General features: G+C 36.4%; 14 protein-coding genes, 4 tRNA genes and 3 rRNA genes. 17 read left to right on the top strand and 4 right to left on the bottom strand.

All coding sequences use genetic code 11. The features are described 5' to 3' along the window. Position 1: 1 nt before the first annotated feature. The 10 genes from dnaN to pafA all read left to right on the top strand — a co-directional run bounded on the left by dnaN (position 2) and on the right by pafA (position 10,517). Positions 2-1,120, top strand: a complete 1,119-nt coding sequence (gene dnaN / locus JE46_RS15590) for a DNA polymerase III subunit beta (RefSeq protein WP_031456205.1) — start codon at positions 2-4, stop codon at positions 1,118-1,120. Positions 1,121-1,364: 244 nt separating this feature from the next. Further along, entirely contained in the window at positions 1,365-1,994 is a 630-nt protein-coding gene (locus tag JE46_RS15585; protein ID WP_031456204.1) for a DsbA family oxidoreductase, read from the top strand. 1,094 nt (positions 1,995-3,088) lie between these two features. Further along, positions 3,089-4,602, top strand: a 16S ribosomal RNA gene (locus tag JE46_RS15580). 127 nt (positions 4,603-4,729) lie between these two features. Further along, a tRNA-Ile gene (locus tag JE46_RS15575) sits at positions 4,730-4,803 on the top strand. Between the two features lie 162 nt (positions 4,804-4,965). After that, a tRNA-Ala gene (locus tag JE46_RS15570) sits at positions 4,966-5,039 on the top strand. Positions 5,040-5,199: 160 nt separating this feature from the next. Then, positions 5,200-8,081: ribosomal RNA gene (locus tag JE46_RS15565) — 23S ribosomal RNA — on the top strand. Positions 8,082-8,261: 180 nt separating this feature from the next. Continuing rightward, positions 8,262-8,371, top strand: a 5S ribosomal RNA gene (gene rrf, locus JE46_RS15560). The 16S, 23S and 5S rRNA genes sit together here with 4 tRNA genes alongside, the layout of an rRNA operon. A 46-nt stretch (positions 8,372-8,417) precedes the next feature. Further along, positions 8,418-8,490: transfer RNA gene (locus JE46_RS15555), tRNA-Phe, on the top strand. Positions 8,491-8,499: 9 nt separating this feature from the next. Next, positions 8,500-8,585 (top strand) — tRNA-Leu (locus tag JE46_RS15550). Between the two features lie 315 nt (positions 8,586-8,900). Next, complete coding sequence (gene pafA / locus JE46_RS15545) at positions 8,901-10,517, top strand: alkaline phosphatase PafA (protein ID WP_031456203.1); 1,617 nt, start codon at positions 8,901-8,903, stop codon at positions 10,515-10,517. Positions 10,518-10,631: 114 nt separating this feature from the next. On the opposite strand, the gene ald is transcribed toward pafA, so the two are convergent. After that, a complete protein-coding gene (gene ald / locus JE46_RS15540; RefSeq protein WP_031456202.1) occupies positions 10,632-11,750 on the bottom strand; it encodes an alanine dehydrogenase in 1,119 nt (372 codons plus the stop codon). A 200-nt stretch (positions 11,751-11,950) separates the two neighbouring features. Between ald and JE46_RS15535 the strand changes: the two genes are divergently transcribed. Further along, positions 11,951-12,409, top strand: coding sequence for an Lrp/AsnC family transcriptional regulator (locus tag JE46_RS15535; RefSeq protein WP_031456201.1), 459 nt, complete (start codon positions 11,951-11,953; stop codon positions 12,407-12,409). A 54-nt stretch (positions 12,410-12,463) separates the two neighbouring features. Here JE46_RS15535 and JE46_RS15530 read toward each other — a convergent pair whose 3' ends face one another. Both JE46_RS15530 and JE46_RS15525 read right to left on the bottom strand, forming a co-directional pair. Next, on the bottom strand, positions 12,464-13,912 hold the full coding sequence (locus tag JE46_RS15530; protein WP_031456200.1) for a glyceraldehyde-3-phosphate dehydrogenase: 1,449 nt from the start codon (positions 13,910-13,912) through the stop codon (positions 12,464-12,466). A gap of 183 nt (positions 13,913-14,095) precedes the next feature. After that, a complete protein-coding gene (locus JE46_RS15525; protein WP_031456199.1) occupies positions 14,096-15,496 on the bottom strand; it encodes a trypsin-like peptidase domain-containing protein in 1,401 nt (466 codons plus the stop codon). Positions 15,497-15,633: 137 nt separating this feature from the next. Between JE46_RS15525 and dapF the strand changes: the two genes are divergently transcribed. The 6 genes from dapF (at position 15,634) to JE46_RS15495 (ending at position 20,610) form a co-directional block, all read left to right on the top strand. Further along, positions 15,634-16,416, top strand: coding sequence for a diaminopimelate epimerase (gene dapF / locus JE46_RS15520; RefSeq protein ID WP_031456198.1), 783 nt, complete (start codon positions 15,634-15,636; stop codon positions 16,414-16,416). Positions 16,417-16,503: 87 nt separating this feature from the next. After that, positions 16,504-17,373 (top strand): tetratricopeptide repeat protein, encoded by an 870-nt coding sequence (locus JE46_RS15515; RefSeq protein WP_167343443.1) that lies wholly within the window; start codon positions 16,504-16,506, stop codon positions 17,371-17,373. Continuing rightward, positions 17,373-17,906 (top strand): GNAT family N-acetyltransferase, encoded by a 534-nt coding sequence (locus JE46_RS15510; RefSeq protein ID WP_031456196.1) that lies wholly within the window; start codon positions 17,373-17,375, stop codon positions 17,904-17,906. The genes JE46_RS15515 and JE46_RS15510 overlap by 1 nt, the downstream gene beginning before the upstream one ends. Before the next feature lie 10 nt (positions 17,907-17,916). Beyond that, positions 17,917-18,957 carry an endolytic transglycosylase MltG gene (mltG, locus tag JE46_RS15505; protein WP_031456195.1) on the top strand — a complete coding sequence of 347 codons (1,041 nt, stop codon included), beginning with the start codon at positions 17,917-17,919 and terminating at the stop codon, positions 18,955-18,957. Between the two features lie 2 nt (positions 18,958-18,959). Continuing rightward, positions 18,960-19,874 carry a DUF2279 domain-containing protein gene (locus JE46_RS15500; RefSeq protein WP_051872900.1) on the top strand — a complete coding sequence of 305 codons (915 nt, stop codon included), beginning with the start codon at positions 18,960-18,962 and terminating at the stop codon, positions 19,872-19,874. Between the two features lie 97 nt (positions 19,875-19,971). Next, positions 19,972-20,610, top strand: a complete 639-nt coding sequence (locus JE46_RS15495; RefSeq protein ID WP_031456193.1) for a hypothetical protein — start codon at positions 19,972-19,974, stop codon at positions 20,608-20,610. A 55-nt stretch (positions 20,611-20,665) separates the two neighbouring features. Here the strand turns inward: JE46_RS15495 and scpA are convergent, their stop codons facing one another. Next, the gene (scpA, locus tag JE46_RS15490) at positions 20,666-22,807 is read right to left on the bottom strand and encodes a methylmalonyl-CoA mutase (protein WP_031456192.1); all 2,142 of its coding nucleotides are present in this window, start codon (positions 22,805-22,807) and stop codon (positions 20,666-20,668) included. Positions 22,808-22,822: the final 15 nt, after the last annotated feature.

Raw genomic sequence — 22,822 nt, 5'->3', positions numbered from 1 at the left:
GATGAAATTTATAGTATCGAGTTCGTACTTATTAAAGCAATTACAAGTTTTAGGTAGTGTAATTAACAGCAACAATACGCTGCCTATTTTAGACAACTTCTTATTTGAACTAAATAATAATGAGTTGACAGTTTCGGCATCAGATCTTGAAACCACAATGTCAGCCACATTATCAATCGATTCTAAAAGTAAAGGAAGTGTAGCGGTGCCTGCAAAACTTTTACTTGAAATTTTAAAAACATTTCCAGAACAACCTTTAACTTTTACAGTTGAAGATAATAATACAGTTGAAATTAGTTCAAATTCAGGAAAATATGCATTGGCGTATGCTGCAGGAGAAGAATTTCCAAAATCAGTAAATCTAGAAGATCCATCAGTAACTTTGGTTCCTGCAGATGTATTGGCAACTGCGGTAAGTAAAACTATTTTTGCGGCCGGAAACGATGATTTACGTCCGGTAATGTCTGGAGTCTTCTTCCAGTTTTCACCAGAAGGTTTGACTTTTGTTGCAACAGATGCTCATAAATTGGTAAAATATGCCCGCACAGATGTAAAAGCATCTCAGGTTGCTGATTTTATCATGCCAAAGAAACCTTTAAATATCTTGAAAAGTATTTTAGGAAGTTCTGATGCCGAAGTAAAAATTGAGTATAACGATTCAAATGCGACTTTCTCATTTGATAACTATATATTAATGTGTCGTTTGATTGATGGAAAATACCCAAATTATGAAGCTGTGATTCCAAAAGAAAATCCAAACAAATTAATGATCGATCGTTCCTTGTTTTTAAGTTCCGTTCGTCGTGTTGCAATTTTCTCAAACAAAACAACACATCAAATCCGTTTAAAAATTGCTGGAGCCGAATTAAATGTTTCTGCAGAAGATATTGATTACTCAAATAAGGCAGAAGAAAGATTAACTTGTGATTATCAGGGCGATGATCTTCAAATTGGTTTCAATTCACGTTTTTTAACAGAAATGCTAACTAACTTACAATCGGATATGATTATGCTGGAGATGTCATTGCCGAACAGAGCTGGGATTCTAACGCCGGTTGATGGTTTAGAAGAAGGCGAAACCGTTACAATGTTGGTAATGCCTGTGATGTTAAATAGTTAACATCAAAAGTTCTTTTTGTTACAGGGATCTTTTTTAGTTTCAAATTAAAGACATATCATTGTAAAAAAAAATATCGCTATTAACCAACCATTTTTTATACCTGAAAACCGCAATTCTTAAAAAAGAGTTGCGGTTTTTTATTTTATCTCATTTCTGGTGAAATTTTGAAAAAAATCTCAATGTTTTTCTCTTATTCTTTTCTTAACGGAAAAAACTTCTTGAAATATTTAATTATTTTTGTAATATGAAAATAGAAATTTGGTCGGATATCATGTGTCCGTTTTGTTATATTGGAAAAAGACAATTGGAAAAGGCGTTGGCTGAATTTCCAAATCATGAATTTGAAATTGAATGGAAAAGTTTTCAACTCGATCCATCAATAACTCCTCAGCACAACAAAGACGTTTATACATTTTTAGCAGAGCGCAAAGGTATTTCGCTTGATCAATCAAAAGAAATGCATAAAGGTGTTGTTGAACGTGCTAAAAGTGTTGGTTTAGACTATCACTTTGAAAAAGCAATTGTTTCAAATTCATTAACAGCTCATCGTATTATACATTTGGCTAAAACCAAAAAGTTGGGCGATGAAATGGAAGAGATTTTCTTTAAGGCATATTTTACGGAAGGAAAGGATTTAAATGACGCTTCAACTTTAATAGAACTAGGTAGTCTGGCTGGATTAAATGAAAATGAAGTTCGTGAAGTCGTAGAAAATGAAAAGATGTATTTAAATGATGTAGCAAAGGATATTGCCGAAGCACAGGAAATTGGAGTGCAAGGTGTTCCTTTTTTTGTTTTTGATAGAAAATATGCTATTTCTGGAGCACAGCCTCATGAAACTTTTGTTCAAACAATTAATGAGACTAATAAGTAAAGCATAATACATAATGCAATCTCAAACCCGACAGTTTTCGAAACTTGTCGGGTTTGTTTTTTACACATATATTTAAGGAGGGATTATACTCATAATATATAAGGGGAGTTCTTTGCTAAGTTGAATTCGAAGTGCTTTGATTAGAATTTGAAATTCCAGGATTAGATTTTTCAGGAGCCTGATCCCGCTATTCACTTCAATCTTTTGCTTTTTAAAGTAAAAAGCAAAAGGATTTCCGTTTCTATCGGGGCTATGGCATCAGTTTTCAGAAGAAGTCCTTCTTAATATACATAATATAAAGGAGTTTTTCGCGCCTCTTCAGAAATTATAAAGTGCTTTAAAAGCCGCTTTTGGACTGAAGACCTTAGAAAGGAAAGTTAAAAAAGGCAGGTTTAGCGATAAAAATCTTTGAAAAAAAACCAGAGATCAGATATTGCAGAGTTGTCATAAAACAATCTTTTGTGTTGTGAAGTCCATAAAAACGGCATATTGTGAAATAGAAGAATTGAGAGAAATGTAAATACATACAGAAAATACCTATAAATAATAAAAAAAGAAAAAAGTTAAGTTATCTGTTATGAGTAAGTTAAGAAAAAGAATAAAAAAAGATTGAAATTATGTAAGCAAAAGTCTTGTAAATGTAAATAGATGTGTTACTTTTGCACCCGCAACAGCGAAGGCGTTCATGGAAATACTGGCAAGCAAACGGATTTAAAAGAAAATAAATTTTCTAAAAAAAAGATTCGAAAAAGCTTGTGAGATTTGAAAATGCTTTTTACATTTGCACCCCGCAAAACACGGAAAGTTCATTGAGTTATTGGAAGGAAAATTAGAAAAAGGAAACGAAAAAAAAGTTTCAAAAATTTTTAAATTTTTCTTGCGAGAAATAAAAAGAAGTTTTAGTTTTGCACCCGCTTTGAGAGACAAGCGAAAAACAAAAAGAATTACGTTCGTAGACATATTGAATTGACAGCCGCTTTAACAGAGATGTTAGGGCAAAAGAATAAGAGTAATGGAATCGGAAGATTCGATAATAACCGATAGATACTGATTCGAATAACAATACGATTTGATTCAAATCAAATCAACAATATACGATGAAGAGTTTGATCCTGGCTCAGGATGAACGCTAGCGGCAGGCTTAACACATGCAAGTCGAGGGGTATATTTCTTCGGAGATAGAGACCGGCGCACGGGTGCGTAACGCGTATGCAATCTACCTTTTACAGAGGGATAGCCCAGAGAAATTTGGATTAATACCTCATAGCATTATGAAGTGGCATCACTTTATAATTAAAGTCACAACGGTAAAAGATGAGCATGCGTCCCATTAGCTAGTTGGTAAGGTAACGGCTTACCAAGGCTACGATGGGTAGGGGTCCTGAGAGGGAGATCCCCCACACTGGTACTGAGACACGGACCAGACTCCTACGGGAGGCAGCAGTGAGGAATATTGGACAATGGGCGCAAGCCTGATCCAGCCATGCCGCGTGCAGGATGACGGTCCTATGGATTGTAAACTGCTTTTGTACGAGAAGAAACACTCCTATGTATAGGAGCTTGACGGTATCGTAAGAATAAGGATCGGCTAACTCCGTGCCAGCAGCCGCGGTAATACGGAGGATCCAAGCGTTATCCGGAATCATTGGGTTTAAAGGGTCCGTAGGCGGTTTAGTAAGTCAGTGGTGAAAGCCCATCGCTCAACGGTGGAACGGCCATTGATACTGCTGAACTTGAATTATTAGGAAGTAACTAGAATATGTAGTGTAGCGGTGAAATGCTTAGAGATTACATGGAATACCAATTGCGAAGGCAGGTTACTACTAATGGATTGACGCTGATGGACGAAAGCGTGGGTAGCGAACAGGATTAGATACCCTGGTAGTCCACGCCGTAAACGATGGATACTAGCTGTTGGGGGCAACTTCAGTGGCTAAGCGAAAGTGATAAGTATCCCACCTGGGGAGTACGTTCGCAAGAATGAAACTCAAAGGAATTGACGGGGGCCCGCACAAGCGGTGGAGCATGTGGTTTAATTCGATGATACGCGAGGAACCTTACCAAGGCTTAAATGTAGATTGACCGGTTTGGAAACAGATCTTTCGCAAGACAATTTACAAGGTGCTGCATGGTTGTCGTCAGCTCGTGCCGTGAGGTGTCAGGTTAAGTCCTATAACGAGCGCAACCCCTGTTGTTAGTTGCCAGCGAGTAGTGTCGGGAACTCTAACAAGACTGCCAGTGCAAACTGTGAGGAAGGTGGGGATGACGTCAAATCATCACGGCCCTTACGCCTTGGGCTACACACGTGCTACAATGGCCGGTACAGAGAGCAGCCACTGGGCGACCAGGAGCGAATCTATAAAACCGGTCACAGTTCGGATCGGAGTCTGCAACTCGACTCCGTGAAGCTGGAATCGCTAGTAATCGGATATCAGCCATGATCCGGTGAATACGTTCCCGGGCCTTGTACACACCGCCCGTCAAGCCATGGAAGCTGGGGGTGCCTGAAGTCGGTGACCGCAAGGAGCTGCCTAGGGTAAAACTGGTAACTAGGGCTAAGTCGTAACAAGGTAGCCGTACCGGAAGGTGCGGCTGGAACACCTCCTTTCTAGAGCCTTAGTGTTAGCATTCATGCAAGCTGAGGAAAAAAGATGAAGATCTTGAAAGTTTTGAATTTAAAGATTCAATTACTCTTGCTGTTAATTTAAAAAAAAAATGAAAATTAAGTAAAACAGAGTCTCGTAGCTCAGCTGGTTAGAGTACTACACTGATAATGTAGGGGTCGGCAGTTCGAGTCTGCCCGGGACTACTTTTTTAGAGTTTAGAGTTATAAATTATGAATTATAAGTTATAACAAAAAGGCATAAACTAAAAAAGACTGAATTATTTAAAAAAAAAGGAAATTTTAGAGGTTGAGACCTTATGAGCACTAATTCATAACTCATAACTAATAACTCATCACTAAGAAAATGGGGGATTAGCTCAGCTGGCTAGAGCGCCTGCCTTGCACGCAGGAGGTCAACGGTTCGACTCCGTTATTCTCCACGAAATAATTGACAATTATCAATTGATAATTATTAATTGTTAAAGTTCATTGACATATTGAGATAAGAAATAATAAAAAGTAGAAAGCGTTTTTTGTTATTGTAGTAATGCAAATAACAAAAGACAAAAAAAACGGTCTTAATTAATTTTAAGATTGGTACAATAAGCAAAATAAGGGCGTATGGGGGATGCCTAGGCTCTCAGAGGCGATGAAAGGCGTGATAAGCTGCGAAAAGCTACGGGGATCGGCACACACGAATTGATCCGTAGATACCTGAATGGGGCAACCCACTATGTTGAAGACATAGTACACCGATAGGTGGGCAAACCCGCTGAACTGAAACATCTAAGTAGGCGGAGGAGAAGAAAACAAAAGTGATTCCGTAAGTAGTGGCGAGCGAACGCGGATTAGCCCAAACCAATGTTGTTACGGCAATGTTGGGGTTGTAGGACCACGACATTTTATGTACAAGGAACCGGAAGTTACTGGAAAGTGACACCATAGAGGGTGATAGTCCCGTATGGGTAACAAGTATAATAGATAGTGGTATCCTGAGTAGGGCGGGGCACGTGAAACCCTGTCTGAATTTGGCGGGACCATCCGCTAAGGCTAAATACTCCTGAGAGACCGATAGTGAACCAGTACCGTGAGGGAAAGGTGAAAAGAACCGTGAATAACGGAGTGAAATAGATCCTGAAACCATACGCTTACAAGCGGTCGGAGCCCTTTTGTGGGGTGACGGCGTGCCTTTTGCATAATGAGCCTACGAGTTAACGTTGCTGGCAAGGTTAAGTGGTTAAGCCACGGATCCGTAGCGAAAGCGAGTCTGAATAGGGCGCTTTAGTCAGTAGTGTTAGACGCGAAACCGTGTGATCTACCCATGGGCAGGATGAAGCGCTGGTAACACAGTGTGGAGGTCCGAACCGGTTGACGTTGAAAAGTCTTCGGATGACCTGTGGGTAGGGGTGAAAGGCCAATCAAACTCGGAAATAGCTCGTACTCCCCGAAATGCATTTAGGTGCAGCGCTGGCGATAGTTATATAGAGGTAGAGCTACTGATTGGATGCGGGGGCTTCACCGCCTACCAATTCCTGACAAACTCCGAATGCTATATAATGTTTCCCAGCAGTGAGGGCTTGGGTGCTAAGGTCCAAGTCCGAGAGGGAAAGAACCCAGACCATCAGCTAAGGTCCCCAAATATATGTTAAGTTGAAAGAACGAGGTTTGTCTGCCCAGACAGCTAGGATGTTGGCTTGGAAGCAGCCATTCATTTAAAGAGTGCGTAACAGCTCACTAGTCGAGCGGACGAGCATGGATAATAATCGGGCATAAACATATTACCGAAGCTATGGATTTACAAGCAATTGTAAGTGGTAGGGGAGCATTCCAGCAGGGTTGAAGGTGTATCGTAAGGTATGCTGGACTGGCTGGAAAAGAAAATGTAGGCATAAGTAACGATAATGCGGGCGAGAAACCCGCACACCGAAAAACTAAGGTTTCCACAGCTATGCTAATCAGCTGTGGGTTAGTCTGGTCCTAAGGCGAACCCGAAAGGGACAGTCGATGGCCAACGGGTTAATATTCCCGTACTACTAATTACTGTGATGGGGTGACGGAGTGATGAAAGCGCCGCGAACTGACGGAATAGTTCGTTGAAGTACCTAGCTATATTCTCTATAGGCAAATCCGTAGAGAATGGTGAAATACGATAGTACTCGGAGTCTTCGGACAAAGAGATAGTGCGCCTAAGGGCTTCCAAGAAAAACCTCTAAACTTCAGGTAATTAGTACCAGTACCGTAAACCGACACAGGTAGTTGAGGAGAGAATCCTAAGGTGCTCGAGAGATTCATGGCTAAGGAATTAGGCAAAATAGACCCGTAACTTCGGGAGAAGGGTCGCCCCGAGCAATCGGGGCCGCAGTGAAGAGGTCCAGGCGACTGTTTATCAAAAACACAGGGCTCTGCAAAATCGTAAGATGAAGTATAGGGCCTGACACCTGCCCGGTGCTGGAAGGTTAAGAGGAGATGTTATCTTCGGAGAAGCATTGAATTGAAGCCCCAGTAAACGGCGGCCGTAACTATAACGGTCCTAAGGTAGCGAAATTCCTTGTCGGGTAAGTTCCGACCTGCACGAATGGTGTAACGATCTGGACACTGTCTCAGCCATGAGCTCGGTGAAATTGTAGTAACGGTGAAGATGCCGTTTACCCGCAGTGGGACGAAAAGACCCTGTGCACCTTTACTATAGCTTAGTATTGACCTTGGATAAATGATGTGTAGGATAGGTTGGAGACTATGAAGCGGCGTCGCCAGGCGTTGTGGAGTCATTGTTGAAATACAACCCTTTGTTTATCTGAGGCCTAACCCCGCTTTGTGGGGGACAGTGCTTGGTGGGTAGTTTGACTGGGGTGGTCGCCTCCAAAAGAGTAACGGAGGCTTCTAAAGGTTCCCTCAGTACGCTTGGTAACCGTGCGTAGAGTGCAATGGCATAAGGGAGCTTGACTGAGAGACATACAGGTCGATCAGGTACGAAAGTAGAGCATAGTGATCCGGTGGTTCCGCATGGAAGGGCCATCGCTCAAAGGATAAAAGGTACGCCGGGGATAACAGGCTGATCTCCCCCAAGAGCTCATATCGACGGGGGGGTTTGGCACCTCGATGTCGGCTCGTCACATCCTGGGGCTGGAGAAGGTCCCAAGGGTTGGGCTGTTCGCCCATTAAAGTGGCACGCGAGCTGGGTTCAGAACGTCGTGAGACAGTTCGGTCTCTATCTACTGTGGGCGTTAGAAATTTGAGTGGATCTGATTCTAGTACGAGAGGACCGAATTGGACTAACCTCTAGTGTATCTGTTGTCCCGCCAGGGGCACCGCAGAGTAGCTACGTTGGGAAGGGATAAGCGCTGAAAGCATATAAGCGCGAAACCCACCACAAGATGAGATTTCTTTTAAGGATCGTGGAAGATGACCACGTTGATAGGCTATAGATGTAAAGGCAGTAATGTCATAGTCGAGTAGTACTAATAATCCGTAAGCTTATGTACACCCTTTTCCTTCCGGGCAACCGGGAGGAAGAAACTTTCTAAAAATAGTAAATAAAAGTATTTTTCTTTATCTCAGTATGTTAAGATATTATCCGCACGCGGAAAGTTATGAGTTTTGAGTTATAAGTTATGAGTTGAAAAACTGAAAACTATAAACTATGAACTGAAAACTAATGACCTTAAGGTGGTTATTGCGGCGGGGCTCACCTCTTCCCATCCCGAACAGAGTAGTTAAGCCCGCCTGCGCAGATGGTACTGCATTTTTGTGGGAGAGTATGTCGTCGCCTTTCTTTGAAAACCCTATTCTATATGGATAGGGTTTTTTGTTTTAAATGAGGTACCTTAGCTCAGATGGTAGAGCAATGGACTGAAAATCCATGTGTCCCTGGTTCGATCCCTGGAGGTACCACAACAAATAGCTCGGATGGTGAAATTGGTAGACACGCTGGACTTAAAATCCAGTGGACAGCAATGTCCGTGCGGGTTCAAGTCCCGCTCTGAGTACTGAAACTCCAATTGGCTATGGCTGATTGGAGTTTTTTTGCTTAATGGAATTACTTGCTTAAAAACTGAAGCTTCCCGGTGTCCCTTACTGCGCTAGGGATGCAAGGGGCATCCTTTTGTGGGACTCCTTTTTTCTTTTTAACCAAAACTTTCTTCCGCAAAAGATACAGCGGACAGCACGCCCAATAGGCAAACGCCATAATTATTTTTATATTCCTGTTAAATTAAGGTTAATTTTTGATTTTAAATATGATTTTAGACCATCCTTTTTGCTCTCGAATCTGTATTTTTGTTTTTTAATTTTATAAGTTAACTATGAAAAAAAGTGTTGTATTGTTAATGCTGTTTGTTATTTCAAACCTAATAGCTCAAGAACGTCCCAAGCTAGTTGTAGGAATTGTGGTTGATCAAATGAAAATGGAATATTTATATCGATTTTCAGATGATTTTTCTTCAAACGGATTTAAAAGATTAATGAATAATGGATATACTTTTCAAAATATGCATTATAATTATGTGCCTACATATACAGCTCCGGGCCATGCATCAATTTATACTGGTACTACACCTGCAACACATGGGATTGTAGGAAATGAATGGTTTAGTAGAACACTTGGAAAACAAATGTATTGCACAGATGACGCCTCTGTAAAAACAGTTGGTGACGGAACTGCAGATGAAGGAGAAATGTCTCCAAAAAACCTGCAAAGTACAACCATTACTGACGAAGTTAGAATGGCTACTAATTTTCAGGGAAAAGTTATTGGAATGAGCCTTAAAGATCGTGGTGCCATTTTGCCAGCGGGGCATTTTGCTAATTGGGCTTTTTGGTATAGTAAAACAGGCTCTTTTATTTCAAGTACATTTTATGGAGAAAAATTACCGGAATGGGTATCCGAATTTAATAATGAGAAAAATTATCTGAAATACATAAATAAGGGTTGGAATTTGTATAAACCTGCTTCAACCTATAATGAAAGCCTTCCTGATGATAATCCTTATGAAGGGAAATTATACGGCAGTTTAGCACCTGTTTTTCCATATGATCTTAAAGCGATGTATGAAAAAAATGATGCAGGAATATTGAGATCTACTCCTTTTGGAAATGATTTGCTAGCTGATTTTGCTAAAAAAGCCATTGAAAAAGAAGAGTTAGGAAAAGACAATATTACTGATTTTCTAACAGTGAGTTTCTCGTCTACAGATTATGTTGGACATTTATTAGGGCCACGTTCTATGGAACTTCAGGATACTTATTTACGATTAGACCAAACGATAGCTGATTTTTTAGCTTATCTGGATAAAACAGTTGGGAAAAATAATTATTTACTTTTTTTAACAGCTGATCATGCCGGAGCGGAAAATGTTATTTATTTGAAACACCGTAAATATAATGTCGATAATTATCCATCAAAAGATTTTAGAAAGAGTTTACAGGATTTCTCAGTTAAAACATTTGGAGTAGATTTACTTTTGAATTATTCTAATTTTAATATCTTTTTCAATAAACAAATTATTAAAGACAAAGGTTTAGACTTAGCGAAAGTGAAACAAGAATTTAAAGATTTTTTAATTTCGCTGCCACAGGTTAAAAAAGTATACACTGAGGAAGAAATTTTGGCAAATTCAGGAAACGATTATTATTTGAATTTTGTAGCAAAAGGATATGATGCAACACAGGATGGTGATATAGTTTTAATAGGCAAACCAGGTGTTATAGAATATTTACCAACTGGTACATCACATGGTACAGCTTATACTTATGATACTCACGTACCAGCAATTTTTTATGGATGGCATATTAAAAAAGGAGAATCTTATGATAAAAAAGCTATTACTGAAATTGCACCAACGATTGCTCAAAAAATAAAAGTTACTTTCCCAAATGGAACAGAAGCTAAAGTAATGCAGGAAGTTTTGGATGAAAAATAATATTTTAGATATAAATTTGAACTTGTCTTTTGAGGCAGGTTTTTTATATAAAAAAGGCTTTTCAATTACTGAAAAGCCTTTTTGCTGTGAATTATAAATATTATTTTAGTATAACTATGCGTTGGTTAATACTAATTCTTCATTGAAAGGAAGATTCCATGCTTCGGCAACTCCTTTGTAAAGGATTTTTCCGTTGGCAATGTTCAAGCCTTTTTTCAATTCTTCGTTTTCATTACAAGCTTTTTCCCAGCCTTTATTCGCTAATTGTACTGCATAAGGCAAAGTAGCATTAGTCAAAGCTAAAGTAGATGTATAAGGAACAGCTCCAGGCATATTAGCTACACAATAGTGAACAATATCATCAATAATAAAAGTTGGGTTTTCGTGAGTTGTTGGAGTACAAGTTTCGATACATCCTCCCTGATCTACAGCCACGTCAACGACAACCGTTCCAGGACGCATTAATTTTAGCATGTCTCTTGTTATCAAGTGTGGTGCTTTTGCTCCCGGAATTAAAACCGCTCCAACAATTAAGTCAGCGTCTTTAATAGCTCTTGTAATATTGTAGTGGTTTGACATTTCTGTATTTACGTTTGCCGGCATAATATCATCTAATTGGCGTAAACGCGGTAAACTTAAATCCATAATGGTTACCTGAGCACCTAAACCAGCAGCCATTTTTGCAGCCTGAGTTCCTACAATTCCTCCACCTAAAACTAAAACTTTTGCAGGAGGAACACCAGGTACGCCGCCTAAAAGAATTCCTCTTCCTTTTAATGGTTTTTCAAGATATTTTGCTCCTTGCTGAATCGCCATACGACCTGCAACTTCAGACATTGGAACTAATAATGGTAAACTACGGTCTGTTTTTTCTACAGTTTCGTAAGCTAGACAAACAGCACCTTTTTCAAGCATTGCATGAGTTAATTCTTCTGAAGAAGCAAAATGGAAGTAAGTGAAAAGTAATTGATCTTTTTTGATTAAAGGATATTCAGAAGCAATTGGTTCTTTTACTTTAATGATCATTTCTGCAATCGAATAAACTTCTTCAATTGTTGGTAATACAATTGCACCAGCATCTGCATATTCTTCATCGCCGAAACCACTTCCTAAACCGGCAGTAGACTGAACGTAAATTGTATGCCCGTGTTTTTTCATTTCAGAAACACCGGCAGGAGTTAAAGCTACACGGTTTTCATTATTCTTAATTTCTTTTGGAACACCTATTATCATAATGTTATGTATTTTGTTTTTTTATAGAGTTATGTTACAAATGTATTAATAGAGAATATATTATTGATAATTAGGGTTTAAATAAGAAAATATTATTTTATGTTGTATTTTTACAGAAAATTATTCTTTTTGGATTCCTTTTTATTTCTTTAAAAAGAAAAAATGACTGATTTTAGTTAAATATAGAAAACGTTTTCGTTATGGCTTTAGATGAAATTGATAAAAAAATCTTACGTCTTTTACAGGAAAATGCTCATTACACACTGAAAGACATTGCAAACAAAATAAATTTGTCATTAACACCGGTTCATGATAGAGTTAAACGTCTTGAAAAAGAAGGTGTTATAGAGAAGTATGTTTCAATTTTAAACAAGAAAAAGCTAGGCAATAATCTAACTGTTTATTGTCAGGTAACTTTAACAAAACAGACCTATGATACATCGGAAGGTTTTAACCAGTCGATTTTAAATATGCCTGAAGTTGTTGAGTGCAATTATGTTTCTGGAAATTTTGATTATATGCTGAAAATTATAATTCCGGATATGGAAAGCTATCATTATTTTCATCAAAAGAAATTATCCGTTTTACCTGAAGTCTCCTTAATTAATACTGTTTTTGTAATTTCTGAAGTAAAGAGTACAACTGTACTTCCTATTTAAAATAAAAAACCACCAGAAAAACCCTGATGGTTTAAGAGATGGTTGGTTTTTATATTAATAATAAGTGAATCTTCTAACTTTGGCAATATATTTTGCTAAACGAATGACCTGATGACTATAACCGTATTCATTGTCATACCAAATGTAAAGAATAATATTTTTTCCGTCTTTAGATACAATTGTTGCATTACTGTCATAAATTGCAGGGGCAGAAGTTCCAATAATGTCAGATGAAACGAGTTCATTATTTAATGAATATTTAATTTGTTCTACCAATTCGCCTTCTAAGGCATATTTCTTCATTATTTTATTTACAGCAGTTATTGAGGTTGCTTTTTTGACTTCTAAGTTTACAACTACTAATGATCCGTTTGGGACCGGAACTCTAATAGCATTTGAAGTCAGTTTTCCTTCAAGTGACGGAATTGCTTTTGAAACTGCATTTCCTGCTCCTGTTTCAGTAATAACCATGTTTAAAGCAGCGGCTCTTCCACGGCGGTATTTTTTGTGCATATTGTCAACCAGATTCTGATCGTTTGTGTAGGCATGAATCGTTTCCAGATGGCCTTTTGAAATTCCTAAACTATCTTCAACAACCTTTAAAATAGGAGTTATTGCATTAGTAGTACATGATGCAGACGAAAAAATATCAGTCTGATCAGGATTGTATTCATTATGGTTTACGCCATATACAATATTCGGAACTCCTTTTCCGGGTGCTGTCAATAATACTTTACTGACTCCTTTTGAAATTAAATGTTTTTTTAAAGATTCTTCAGATGTAAAAGCACCGCTGTTGTCAATAACAAGTGCGTCATTAATTCCGTATTGTGTATAATCTATTTCTTCAGGTGAATTTGAATTGATTATGTTTACTGTAGTTCCGTTAATAATCAAAGTATTATTTTTGGAGTCTGCTGTCACTGAGCCCTGAAAATTTCCGTGAATTGAATCATGTCTCAATAAAGAAGCTCTTTTCTCTAAAAGCACTGCATCGATTTTATCCCGGGTTACAATTGCTCTCAGGCGCAACTGATTTCCTTTTCCCGTTTTAGACATTAACTCTCTTGCCAATAAACGTCCAATTCTACCAAAGCCATATAAGACAACATCTTTCGGTTCAATTTCTTTTGCTGATTTGGCTTTTTTAAGTTTATCCATTACAAAATATCTTGCGTCCGGATATTTTTCTTCTTCAAGCTGATATTCATAAGTCAATTTTCCAAGATCTAATTTTGCTGGTGGGAAATCTAATGATAAAATGACTTTTGCAATTTCAACAGAATCAAAAATGCTGATTGGCTTTCCGACAAATTCTCCTGCATATTGATGCAAGTTGATAATGTCACTGACATTTTTATCCAATAATTGATTTTTAAATAAAACCATTTCGATGGATTTGTCATACCATAAATCGCTGATGACTTTAATTAATTCGACTCCGGCTCTTCTTCGGTCGACTTGTAGGGATACTTCTTTTTGGTACAAAGTTTTGTTGTTCATAATTGATTGAATTAAAAAAATAAAACGCTCACTATTTTAAAATTTTGCGCAAAACTACTTATTTCAATCGATTTCGTAACTTGTTTTGGAATTTATTTTTGAAAAATAAAAAAGCCACCTTAATTTTTTAAGATGGCTTTTGGTAATATTTAGTCTCAGTTTAAAACTTTGATGTGACTATTTCTAAATGATAATTCTAAAGATTTCTCCGTTTTTATTAATCATTTCAATTCGGATACTTTGACCTTCATCTTTTTTGTTTAGAAGTTTTGAAACAGTTTCAACATTTGTTGCTTTTATGTTGTCTATGCTTAAAATAATATTCCCCTGCAATTCATTTTGATATTGCATCAAATTCTCATTGGTTATGTTTTTAATTTTTACTCCATAATCAATTTTGAATTTCTTTTTATCAACAGCATCAATATTTTCTAATTCTATTCCTTTAAACTCGGTACTAAAAAACTCATTTTTGCTTAAGGTTACGGGAACCACTTTTGATTTTCCTTCTCGCATGTAAGTCACCTGTACCACATCATTCGGTCTTTTGGTATTGATATAACCGGAAAGATCGGCAAATGTTGAAATATTCTGACTGTCTAATTTTACAATGATGTCACCTTTTGTAAGACCGGCTTTTTGAGCTCCGGATTTAGGGGTAACTTTATTGATGTAAAAACCCTGCGTTTCAGAAATACCCAATTCTTTAGAAGCATTACTATTTAATTCACCGCCTTCAACACCTAAGATTCCTCTTTGTACATTTCCGAATTCCATTATATCTTCAACAATTTTACGGGCATTGTTTGATGGAACTGCAAAAGAATATCCCACATATGATCCAGTCATGGAAGAAATCATAGTATTAATTCCAATTAATTCCCCACGGGTATTAACCAGCGCTCCACCACTGTTTCCAGGGTTTACGGCAGCATCAGTCTGAATAAAGGACTGGATTCCACTAGTGTCAAGATTTCTGGCTTTCGCCGAAACAATCCCGGCTGTAACAGTAGAAGTTAAGTTGTAAGGATTCCCAACTGCCAAAACCCATTCTCCAACTTTTACGCTGTCAGAATTTGCAAAAGCAGTGTATGGAAGTTTTTCGTCAGCATCAATTTTCAATAAAGCAATATCCATTTTAGAGTCTGTTCCAATCAGTTTTGCTTTATATGATTTTTTATTATTTAAGGTAATTTCAATTTCGGTAGCATCCTTAATAACGTGATTATTTGTTACAATGTAACCGTCTTCAGAAATAATAACACCTGAACCAGTTCCAACCTGTTCCTGCTGTTGTTGTCCTCCATAACCGTAGAAAAACTCCAGCATCGGATTACTAACTGTTCTGCGCGAAACATTTTTAACGTGAACAACAGTATGAATTGTTTTATCAGCAGCTTCAGTAAAATCTACTGTTTCGGCAGCCAGACCAACATTTCTGCCAAATGAATTCGGGGCAAGAGTAACAACAGAATTTTCTCTTCCCAAAAAAGAATTGTTGCCATCAAATAATAATTTGTAAGCCCCAAGAGTAGTAGCACCACTCAATAATGATACTAAAAATAAGCTTGAAAATCTTTTCATAATTAGGATTTATGTTTAAGTTACTTATGTAAAATTAATAGAAAAAAATATTTTGAAAAATGGTTTAACGCTCTTTAACATTGATTAACATTTCATTAATTAATACTTCGTACTTTTGTACTTCTAACAACTAAAAAATGCAAATAGAATTTTATAAATATCAGGGTACCGGAAACGATTTTGTAATGATTGATAACCGTTCAGATTTCTTTCCAAAAGAGGATGTAAAACTTGTTGAACGTTTATGTGACAGACGTTTCGGAGTAGGTGCTGACGGACTTATTTTACTGGAAAATGATTCAGAAACCGATTTCAAAATGGTATATTACAACTCAGATGGAAACGAAAGTTCAATGTGTGGGAACGGAGGCCGTTGTCTTGTAGCTTTTGCTAATCAATTAGGCGTTATTGAAAATAAAACCACCTTTATTGCTACAGATGGTTTGCATCATGCAACTGTAAATGATGATTCAATTGTTTCATTGCAGATGATTGATGTTGATGAAGTTCAAAAGAAAGATTCCTATACTTTTTTAAATACCGGTTCGCCCCATCATGTACAAATTGTAGATGATTTGGAGCAGTATAATGTAAAAGAAAACGGAGCAGCAATTCGTTACGGAGAATTGTATGGACAAAAGGGAAGCAATATTAATTTCGTCGAAAAAATCAATGATTCTGAATTTTCACTACGTACTTATGAAAGAGGAGTTGAAGATGAGACTTTAGCTTGTGGTACTGGTGCAACGGCTGTTGCAATTGCCATGAATGCAACAGGGCAAACAGATAAAACTTCAATTGATTTAAATGTTGAAGGAGGAAAACTGGCCGTTTCTTTTGATAAATTAGGAGAACATTTTACGAATGTTTTTTTAATTGGTCCTGCAAAATTTGTTTTTAAAGGAATAATAGAGATTTAATTTCACTATATTAACATCAAAAAAACCTTGAGAAAAATTTTCTGTATTGGATTCTTATTTTTTACGTTATTAAACACGTATGCATGCTTGAATGGCGAAAAATACATCATGAAAAATGGCGGTTATCTTTATATGGATTATGCTGATGCTTTGCCATTTGGACATAATTTTCCTATCAGTAAAAATATGGAGCGTGTTAAATTTGAGCTTGATAGTTTGTATAAAAAAACAAAAGATCTAGATTATTTATCTGATAAAGGATATATTCTGATTATTGAAAAGAGATATGACGAAGCTTTGAAACTCTATTTAAAAATAGAAAAATTAAAACCAAAACGATATTCTACAGCTTCAAACATAGGAACATTGTATGAATTAATGGGAAATAATAAAGAGGCTTTAAAGTGGATCAATAAATCAATTACTATTAATTCTAAATCGCATAATGGTTCCGAATGGCTTCATTCTAGAGTTTTAGAAGCAAAAATAAATGGAGAAAAGTTTCAAAACTCTAAATTTTTATTAAACACAGATTTTGGAAATGAGATAAGACCTATTTCTAAATTGGACACAATTCAACTAAATAAATTAGACAAATCTTTATATTATCAGTTAAATGAAAGGCTATCATTTATTCAGCCAAAAGATAATATAATTGCAATATTGATGTTTGAATTAGGGAATATAAAAATGCTCAAGAGACAATTTAATACTGTAAAGCCAATTCTGGAAAAGGCAAAAGAATACGGTTTAAAAAGTCCGGTTTTAGAAAAAAGATTGATTTATGCAAAACATGTCCTGAATCCTAAGCCAATTTTTAAAAATAGAAACTCGAACGATAGTGGCGAAATAGATTATGTAAGAACATTGCTTTCATTTTTTCTGGCAGTTGTTGCAATCAGTCTTTTGTATTTGATTTTTCTATCAAAATCCGGAAATCAAAAAGTTACAGTGTAATGATAACTCTTAAAGGCAAAAATATTTATCTGCGCGCATTAGAACCTAATGATTTAGAGTTTGTCTATGCGATGGAAAATGATGAAAGTATTTGGGAAGTAAGCAATACGCAAACACCATATAGCCGTTTTTTGGTTCGTCAATACCTTGAAAATGCCCAGCAGGACATTTATGAAGCGAAACAACTGCGTTTGGCAATCTGTCAGGATGAAGATTTTCCGGCTATAGGATTAATTGATTTATTTGAATTTGATCCGAAAAATAATAGGGCAGGAGTTGGTATTGTAATTCAAAATAAGGAAAACCGAAATCAAAATATTGGTTCTGAGGCTTTAGAGTTATTAATTAAGTATTCTTTTTATAATTTGAACTTACATCAATTATATGCAAATATTAGCGTAAGAAATGTAGCAAGTATAGCTCTTTTTACTAAATTTGGCTTTGAGCAAACAGGAATTAAAAAAGATTGGATTTTGCTAAATGGACAATATCAGGACGAAGCAATTTTTCAGTTAATTAACAAACAAATTTAAATTTTAAACTTTGAACTTAAAAAAAATTATCACAATAGTTGCCGTAGCTGTTATTTCAGTTTTAATGATTTACGGATTTATACTTATTAGCAGAATTTTTAGTGCCAATACAAAATTTGAAGAAAAAGAACTTTACGTATATGTTCCTACTGATGCTACTTATGCTGATGTTAAAAAAATATTAGAACCTTATATTAAGAATTTCGATAATTTCGAAATGGTTGCCAGTAAACGCAGTTATCCTGAAAATGTAAAATCAGGGCGTTTTTTACTTAAGAAAGATATGAACAATATTGATTTGGTTCGTGCAATGCGATCTAATGTTCCGGTTAAACTTGCGTTTAATAATCAGGAGCGCTTAGAGAATTTTGCCGGAAGGATAGGTTCACAAATTGAAGCTGATAGTTTGTCATTGTTGAAAGCCATAAAAGATTCTACTTTCTTAAAAGAAAATGGTTTTAATGAAGAGAATGTTTTTGCCATGTTTATTCCAAATACTTATGAAGTATACTGGAATACTTCGGCAATAAAATTCCGTGATAAAATGATTAAGGAATATCACAATTTTTGGACAGACGAAAGAATCGAAAAAGCTAAAAAACAAGGTTTAACCCCAGTTCAGGCAACAATTTTAGCCTCTATTGTACATAAAGAATCAGTTAAAAAAGATGAAAGACCTCGTATCGCGGGTGTTTATTTAAATCGCTTACGCTTAGAAATGCCTTTACAAGCAGATCCAACTGTGATTTATGCCTTAAAATTACGTGACAATAATTTTGATCAGGTTATCAAAAGAGTATTTTACAATGATTTGATTATGAAATCTCCTTATAATACTTACGTGAATATAGGACTTCCTCCCGGACCAATTGCAATGCCGGATATTACTGCTGTTGAAGCGGTTTTAAACCCTGAAAAACACGATTATATTTATTTTTGTGCCAGTATCGATCGTTTTGGTTATCATGAATTTGCCTCAACTTATGAGCAGCACACAATTAATGCAAAAAAATATTCAGACTGGATTGCCGGTCAGGGCGTAACAAGATAGTTTTGAATTTTAGAATTTCCTTTTTCCTATCGGTTTTATTCATTTTGAGTTTTCAGTTTGTTGAAGCACAGACTGAGAATTTTTTAAAGCCTTTAGATACTTTAAATAAAAAGAGACAAAATACAGTTGTTATAACTGAGGCCGCTTTGGCCTCAGTTACTTTAATTGGTTTGAATCAGATTTGGTATGCCGATTATCCGAAATCTAATTTTCATTTTATAAATGATAATGACGAATGGCTCCAAATGGATAAAATAGGCCATCTTTATTCGGCGTATCATTTAGGAAGATTCGGAGCTGAAGCGTTGAATTGGAGTGGTGCAAGTAAAAAAAATCAATTGATTTATGGAGCAGGTGTAGGTTTTGCCTTCCTCACTGCTGTTGAAGTTTTAGATGGATACTCTGCAGAATGGGGTGCATCTTCGGGTGATTTAATTGCTAATGCAACCGGAACTGCTTTATATGTTTCTCAGGAATTACTTTGGAATGAGCAACGAATAACGCCTAAATTTTCCTTCCATACTACTCAATATGCGAATAAAAGATCTGATAAGCTTGGAAGTTCGCTTAATGAACAGATTTTAAAAGACTATAATGGACAGACATATTGGTTATCTGTAAATCTGTATTCTTTTGCTAAAGAAACAAAAATTCCGAAGTGGTTAAATGTAGCTTTTGGATATGGAGCTGATGGAATGTTATCCGGAAACAATAAAAATGAAAATTTCGTTTTAGCTCAAAATCCGGAAAATTTTCGTCAGATTTATCTTTCTTTTGATGTTGATTTAGCTAAAATTAACACAAAATCGCATTTTTTAAAAACTATTTTTTCCGTTTTTAATACCATAAAAATTCCGGCTCCAACTCTCGAATATACCGCCAATAAAGGGCTTAAAGGACATTTGTTTTATTTTTGAGACCATAATTCGCTGATTATCAGTATTGTTTTAAGTTTATTACCTTTGCAACGTAGAAATTTCAAAAAGGTGACAGCGTTTTGAAGAAAAACAATTTATGATAAAGAGATGGTATTTTTATGCGGGTTTAATCGTTATTATTACATTTTTAAGTTTGGGTTTTAAACCCTTTAGTCTGAAAGCCAAACCCTGGTTTATTACAGAAAAAACAGATGGAGCAGAATACTTATTTCCATCGGAAGAAGAGGATGATTATCCTAATATAAGTGTTCCATACACCGGAAACCATTTTATAGGTTTCAAAGAAGCAGTTGCTTTTAAAGAGTCCCAAGGAAAATACCGAAAAGTAAATTCTATTGGCTACATGGGAAAATATCAATTTGGCTCTAAGACTTTAAGATCAGTAGGTATTCACAATGAAAAGGACTTTTTAAAGAATCCTGCTTTACAAGAAAAGGCATTTGTTGCACTGTTATCAAAAAACAAATGGATATTACGTCGTGAAATTGCCAAATATGAAGGTAAGACGATCAATGGCGTAGAAATTACCGAATCAGGGATTTTAGCAGCTGCACATTTAGGTGGTGCAGGTTCAGTAAAAAACTTCTTTAAAAACAATGGTAAAAGACATTTTAGAGATGCTTACGGTACTTCTTTAAGAAGTTACATGAAGGCTTTTGGCGGCTATGATCTCTCTTACATTGAAGCAGATAGTAATGCTACTATTAACGATTAAGAATTTCTATAAAAAAATCCCGAATCTATCGGGATTTTTTTATAGAATAATTCGTTTAATCGATTAATATTTCTAAAATTTTGATTGCTGCTTCACTAATTTTTGTTCCTGGACCAAAAATAGCAATTGCGCCCGCATCAAATAAATATTGATAATCCTGCTTAGGTATAACACCTCCAACAATTACCATAATATCTTCACGACCATGTTTTTTTAGCTCTTCGATAACTTGAGGGACTAATGTTTTGTGACCTGCTGCAAGTGATGAAACACCTAAAATATGAACGTCGTTTTCAATAGCTTGTTTTGCGGCTTCTGCTGGTGTTTGAAACAAAGGGCCAATATCGACATCAAAACCTACATCAGCATAACCTGTTGCTACTACTTTTGCTCCACGGTCATGTCCGTCCTGTCCCATTTTTGCAATCATAATTCTGGGACGCCTTCCTTCTTGTTTTGCAAAAACGTCAGCAAGCTGCTTTGCTTTTTCAAAACCTTCGTCGTTTTTAATTGCTGCACTATACACACCACTAACAGATTTTATTTGAGCCTTGAACCTGCCAAAAATACTTTCGAGGGCATCACTAATTTCGCCTAAAGTTGCTCTGTTTCTGGCACCTTCGATAGCAATTTCCAGTAAATTTCCCTGGCCGGTTTTAGCACAATGAATTAATTTTTCGAGTGATTGGTTAACTTTTTCAGTATTTCGGGTTGCTTTTATTCTTGAAAGACGATCAATTTGTTGTTTGCGAACCATTTGGTTGTCAACATCTAAAATATGTAAAGGATCTTCCTTTTCTAATCTAAATTTATTTACACCTACAATAATATCTTGCCCACTGTCAATTCTTGCTTGCTTTTTCGCAGCAGCTTCTTCAATTCTAAGCTTTGGAATTCCGGTTTCAATGGCTTTCGTCATACCGCCTAATTCTTCTACTTCCTCAATAAGCTTCCAGGTTTTTTCCACCATTTCATTGGTAAGACTCTCAACATAATAACTTCCTGCCCAAGGATCGACCGTTTTGGTAGTTTTGGTTTCTTCCTGTAAAAAAATCTGTGTGTTACGGGCAATTCTTGCTGAAAAGTCTGTTGGTAAGGCAATTGCTTCATCAAGGGCATTGGTGTGTAATGATTGGGTTCCTCCAAAAGCTGCCGCTGAAGCTTCAATACAAGTTCGGGTCACATTATTAAAAGGATCCTGTTCTGTTAAACTCCAGCCGCTTGTCTGGCAATGTGTTCTTAAAACTAATGATTTGTCACTTTTTGGATTAAATTGTTTTACGAGTTTGGCCCAAATCATCCTTCCGGCTCTCATTTTGGCAATTTCCATAAAATGATTCATGCCAATTGCCCAGAAAAATGATAATCTCGGTGCAAATTCATCAATGGTCATACCTGTTGATAATCCGGTTCTGATGTATTCTAAGCCATCAGCAAGAGTGTATGCTAATTCGATATGAGCAGTTGCTCCGGCTTCCTGCATATGATAACCTGAAATTGAAATAGAATTGAACTTTGGCATTTTTTTGCTTGTAAATTCAAAAATATCGGCAATGATTTTCATTGAAGGAGTTGGTGGATAAATGTAAGTATTACGAACCATGAACTCTTTTAAGATATCATTTTGAATTGTTCCTGACAATTTTTCAATTGCTACGCCTTGCTCTTCAGCTGCTACAATATAAAATGCCATAATTGGTAAAACTGCCCCATTCATGGTCATTGAAACTGACATTTCATCCAATGGAATCTGATCAAATAGTACTTTCATGTCTTCGACAGAATCAATGGCAACCCCGGCTTTTCCGACATCCCCAACCACTCTTTCATGATCCGAATCGTAACCTCGATGTGTTGGTAAATCAAAAGCTATGGATAAGCCCTTTTGACCGGCAGCTAAATTTTTTCTGTAAAAAGTATTGCTTTCTTCTGCTGTTGAAAACCCCGCATACTGGCGGATTGTCCAAGGTTTTTGTACATACATAGTTGTATAAGGACCTCGAAGGTTTGGAGGAAAACCTGCGCCAAAATCTAAAAAATCGAATTCCTCAATATCTTTTTCAGAATATTTTTTTTTGATTTCGATTCCTTCTGCTGTAGTAAAGTTATCAATCAGAGATTCTGAATCATGTAATTGTTCATCTGATTCATCACTTTTAACTTTTAACTTAATATGTTTAAGGTCTTTTCTTATCATTGAAATACTCTTTTG

Source organism: Flavobacterium chungangense LMG 26729, from assembly GCF_000735715.2.
Classification (GTDB): Bacteria; Bacteroidota; Bacteroidia; order Flavobacteriales; family Flavobacteriaceae; genus Flavobacterium; species Flavobacterium chungangense.
Note: the sequence above shows the minus strand (reverse complement) of the source record. Positions and strands in the feature narration are given on the sequence as shown.

What these genes read in the sequence shown, in the direction of transcription:
- scpA (WP_031456192.1), bottom strand. Translation starts at nt 22,807, where the DNA reads ATGATAAGAAAAGACCTTAAACATATTAAGTTAAAAGTTAAAAGTGAT.
- JE46_RS15495 (WP_031456193.1), top strand. Translation starts at nt 19,972, where the DNA reads ATGATAAAGAGATGGTATTTTTATGCGGGTTTAATCGTTATTATTACA.
- JE46_RS15510 (WP_031456196.1), top strand. Translation starts at nt 17,373, where the DNA reads ATGATAACTCTTAAAGGCAAAAATATTTATCTGCGCGCATTAGAACCT.
- JE46_RS15535 (WP_031456201.1), top strand. Translation starts at nt 11,951, where the DNA reads ATGGCTTTAGATGAAATTGATAAAAAAATCTTACGTCTTTTACAGGAA.
- JE46_RS15525 (WP_031456199.1), bottom strand. Translation starts at nt 15,496, where the DNA reads ATGAAAAGATTTTCAAGCTTATTTTTAGTATCATTATTGAGTGGTGCT.
- pafA (WP_031456203.1), top strand. Translation starts at nt 8,901, where the DNA reads ATGAAAAAAAGTGTTGTATTGTTAATGCTGTTTGTTATTTCAAACCTA.
- JE46_RS15585 (WP_031456204.1), top strand. Translation starts at nt 1,365, where the DNA reads ATGAAAATAGAAATTTGGTCGGATATCATGTGTCCGTTTTGTTATATT.
- JE46_RS15530 (WP_031456200.1), bottom strand. Translation starts at nt 13,912, where the DNA reads ATGAACAACAAAACTTTGTACCAAAAAGAAGTATCCCTACAAGTCGAC.
- dapF (WP_031456198.1), top strand. Translation starts at nt 15,634, where the DNA reads ATGCAAATAGAATTTTATAAATATCAGGGTACCGGAAACGATTTTGTA.
- ald (WP_031456202.1), bottom strand. Translation starts at nt 11,750, where the DNA reads ATGATAATAGGTGTTCCAAAAGAAATTAAGAATAATGAAAACCGTGTA.
- dnaN (WP_031456205.1), top strand. Translation starts at nt 2, where the DNA reads ATGAAATTTATAGTATCGAGTTCGTACTTATTAAAGCAATTACAAGTT.